Genomic DNA, 4,651 nt, shown 5'->3' on the forward strand with positions numbered 1-4,651 from the left:
AAAGCCGAAGCAGCTCAAGGCAAAGCCGAAGATGCTCAGGGTAAAGCCGAAGCAGCTCAAGGAAAAGCTGAAGACAAAGCCAAAGAAGTCCAAGATATTGCCGGTGCTTTAAAAGGCGCAGGCATTGAAGCAGGCAAGACCGAAGATGGTTCTACCGGTTCTACTGCTGTTGGTGGTGAATCCAGTATTGGTAAAGACTCTGATGGTTCTGTAGCCATTGGCAAGGCTGCATCCGTTGGTGATCAGTCGTCTAACTCTACTGCTATTGGTAATGGTGCTAATGTAAAAGACAGTGCTAAGGATGGTACCGCTATCGGCAACGGTTCCACTATTGGCGACAAGTCTTCCGGTTCTACCGCTATTGGCAAGGATGCTAATGTAGGGACGGATGCAACAAACTCCACGGCGATTGGCAATGGATCTAAAGTAAATAACGGTGCTGAAAACAGTACAGCGATTGGTACCGGTTCTACCGTTGGCGCCGGTGCGACGAATGGCACTGCTATCGGTAACGATACTGAAATCGGTGAAGGCGTTGATAATGCCACAGCAATCGGTAACGGTGCCAAAGTAACCGGCGACGCAACGAACTCGGTTGCCATCGGTGCGGGTTCCGTAGCAGATCGACCGAACACGGTATCGGTTGGCCGTGTAGTAGAAAAAGACGGTAAACTTGTAGAAGAAACACGTGTCATCACTCATGTAGGTAATGGCTTGGTAGCTAAAGGTTCCACCGATGCTGTTAATGGCGGTCAGTTATATGAAGTAGCACAGCAGGTTGGCAATAATTCACAGGCTATTCGCGATTTGCGCAGAGATAGCCGTAAGGGCGATGCGATGAATGCCGCTCTTGCCGCTCTTAAACCTATTGCCTACAATCCGGCAGAACCGACACAGATCATGGCCGGTATCGGTACCTATCGTGGTGAACAAGCAGTAGCTCTTGGCGCGGCACATTATGTGAACGGTCGCACTATGCTCAATGCCGGTGTGGCTTACGCCGGTAGCTCCAATATGATGGCCAATGTTGGCGTAACTTGGAGAGTAGGTCAGGGCGAAGTTCCGGAAGATATTCCTACGGATGCACAGGCAGTAGCCGGTCTTAACAATCGTGTGAAATCTTTGGAAGGTTTGGTTCAGGAACAGCGCGACTATATGAAGAAACAGCAGGCGCAAGTTGATGAACAGAAAAAAGAATTGGAAGCACAGCGTAACCAGATTGAAATGCAGAATAAACAAATGAAACAGCAGCAAGAAATTATTGATGCATTGATGGCTCGCTTGCACTAAGAAGATATGGGAAGAGCCGTTGTGGTGACAAAGCGTTTTCTGTCTAACATGTAGTGATGGATGATGTTGGGGACATATAAATAAGTATATCTAAGATATGGTGGCATAATTAATGAATGAAATTTAATTATGTTGCCATATCTTTTTTGTTATGGGAAGTAATACTATGGGATAAGATAAGGGCTAATTTGTGGAAACACCAGAAGTTATATGAAAAAATGATATAACTACAAATATTTTATAAATATCTTACTAGTTAACATTTACATGGTGGGGTCTACACGTATATAATGAGTATACAATTATGTCGACTTTGATAAAGAAGAGTAAAAAAGTTGATAAGTGAAGTTGATTATGTAAGAGAATGTGTCGTTGGATTCGTTTAGGGTAAGGAGCGTTCATTATGAAACAGAAAACGAGTAGTAATGTAAGACCTCTTGTACAACAGGGGGGGGGCATTTGCAAATAAAAGTCGTTTGGCGAAGAGCATTGCCTTGTCATTGGTTCTTGGCGTGTCGGGTTTTGTGAGCAGTCAGGTGCAAGCGATAAACTATAAAGCTGCTAATGATACGGTTAATATTAATACAGAATATGGCAAGGTAGCGACAGCTGACGGTACTCAATCCGTAGCGGTTGGTGGCTTGGCAACTGCCGGTGAGAAGTATACGATTGCGGTTGGACAGAATGCACAGGCAAAGAGTGAAGGCGAAGTAGTGGTAGGACGATCTGCCGGATCGGGTGCAACCTATCAGAACTATTCGTTAATCTTAGGAACGGCAGCCGGACAAAATGCAAATGGTATGGCAGTACCGAATGGTACTACCGTGAAAACCGATGCGCAGATTCGTGAGGATGTAGAAAAGGCCTTGTCGGATGATGAAAAAGCGCTTGAGGCTACAGAAAAAGAAAAGCTTATTCAAAAGCGCATCGATGCGATAAAAGACAAATATGATTATGGATACAATATATATGCAGGATACCAAGCCGGTAATGATTCCCGCGGTGTAAAGAATGTGTATATTGGTGCGCAGAATGCCGGTAACAAGGCTGTCGGTGATTTTAACACCGGTATTGGACATGCATCGTTAGAAAGTGCGCAAGGAAGTTATAACTCGGCTCTTGGCGTCAAGAGCGGTCAGCAGATAAAAGGTTCTAAAAATGTAGCTGTTGGTATGTCGGCCGGTTGGGGAGCGCAAGGCAATGAGGCTGTATATGTAGGTTTGGAGTCCGGCAATGGTTCGGTGCAGAGTGATTCTTCCATCATGATTGGGCGTTATGCAGGGAAAGAGTCTAATGGAACATCTAATGTAACGAATCCTAGTACTGAGCTAACGCAGTTGTCTAGTGCACTGGCAGCTGAGTGGAGAGATAAGGTTATGGCTGCATTGACACCGGAAGAAAAGAAATTGCCGTATTCTCAGCGTATGGCCTTAGTTAATCAACGTGTGATAGCAGCAGTGCAACCTCTTTTAGTAGAGGCTATGAAGTCGGGTCAAAATGTATTTATCGGTGATAGCGCAGGCGCTTCAACGGTAGGCGCTAAGAATACCGCCATAGGCACGTACAGTGGTGAAAATGTAAATGGCGGATTTAATACAGCATTAGGTATTGATAGTGGTCGAAATATTACCGGTGATTACAACACATCTATCGGTCGTCTTAGCGGCGATAAGACAGAGGGCCTATCTAACGTAGCTCTTGGATCACGTGCCGGTAACAGTGTGACAGGCAATACGAATATTTCTATCGGGATGCAAGCTGGTTTTAAAACCAAAGGTAACAATAATATCTTGATGGGAACGAATGCAGGTACGGCTACAACTTCGGGAGCAGCTAAGGATAGTGCAGAGCCGGTTACTGGAGACTTCAACATTATTATAGGGAACGCTTCGGGAACCAACCTTAAGGGTTCTAGTAACACGGTCGTTGGTAATACTGCGGGTGGTGTTATTACCGGAGAACGCAATACGGTTATGGGATCCTATGCCGGAACAAATATGGTAGGTACGGGATTGGTAGCGATTGGTAATGAAGCGGGGCAATCGCTTAGTAATGGGGTTTTTGTAGATAAAAAATTAAGAACGGTGACACATGTTGATACCGGTGTTAATGGGTATGAAGGCAATGTAGCCATCGGTAATCGTGCAGGTAAATATATTCAAGGTGATGGTAATGTATTCCTCGGTGGCTATGCGGGTACGCTAACAAGTGATCAGCAGAATGTTGCATCGGAGGATTTGAAAGTTGATCGTATCTTTTCCACAGCTGGTGCTAATTCACAAGCAGCGATAAATGGTACGGTTGGTATAGGTGCGCAAGCAGTTGCCTCCGGGTCGGGCAGTACTGTTATAGGTTACCATGCATCCTCGATTCGTGTCTTAAAAGAGGGAACCTATGGTGACGAGGGATATATTGCCCCTGATGTGACTAATCCGGGAGTTGCACAAAATAACATTGCTTTTGGTTATGAAGCTAAAGCTAATGCAACGAAGGTAGCTAACACAGAACGTTCCATTGCTTTCGGTTATCAAGCGAATGTAGACAGTGCCACCAGTGCCATTGCGATTGGCGATGCAGCAATGACAGTATCGGATAAGACGATTGTTATTGGTAGTGGTTCTACAACGGTAGCACAGTATAATACGAATGGAACTGTTGTGGAAAAGACAGGGGCTACCGGTTCTATTGCTATCGGCGCAGCGAATACGATTGACAAAGAACACGTAGTGGCTCTCGGTAATGAAATTACTAAGACGGCAGCTAACTCCGTTTTCTTAGGTAAAGCAGCCTCTTATGTAGAAGCTACGACTGCAACGGCACCTGCCACTACGGATGGGACTGCAGACGCAGCAACCGAAGGAGCACCGGCTGAAGAAACAGTAAAGGCGCCTACTATTACAGACACCTCTCGCACAGCAGGTCTTGAAGCGGATATTCCCTATACGAAGGCGACCTTTGGTGGCACGGAATACAGCTTTGCCGGTGGTGACCAAGTGGTCGGTGTGGTTAGTATTGGATCGGCTACGGAAACGCGTCGACTTCAGAATGTAGCACCGGGGTTCATTGGAGCCAACAGTACGGATGCCATTAATGGTAGTCAGTTGTATGCGGCTATGAATGCGCCGGTATATATTTATAATTCTGGTATGAAACAGGATACTTATAAACCGGGAGCGGCCGTAAATAAATTTACCTTAAGCAATATGCGCATCGATTTTGGCGATGGCTTGAAGGCTAAATCTGTAACTAATGATGGCAATGAAATTGTGTATGTAAGCCTTGATAAAGATGCGTTAGCCAACGATGATCGGTTCAAAGGACCGCAAGGCGAACAAGGAGAGCAGGGAATCCCGGGCAAAGA

At 45.6% G+C, this 4,651-nt stretch carries 2 protein-coding genes; both read left to right on the plus strand.

The genetic code is table 11. The features are described from left to right. The coding region (locus G344_RS0110155; protein ID WP_028256117.1) for a YadA-like family protein at positions 1-1,290 on the plus strand (1,290 nt) is incomplete at its 5' end. Between the two features lie 494 nt (positions 1,291-1,784). Then, the coding region (locus G344_RS11320; protein ID WP_478202079.1) for a hypothetical protein at positions 1,785-4,651 on the plus strand (2,867 nt) is incomplete at its 3' end.

The organism is Veillonella magna DSM 19857 (assembly GCF_000428745.1).
Lineage (GTDB): Bacteria > Bacillota > Negativicutes > Veillonellales > Veillonellaceae > Veillonella_A > Veillonella_A magna.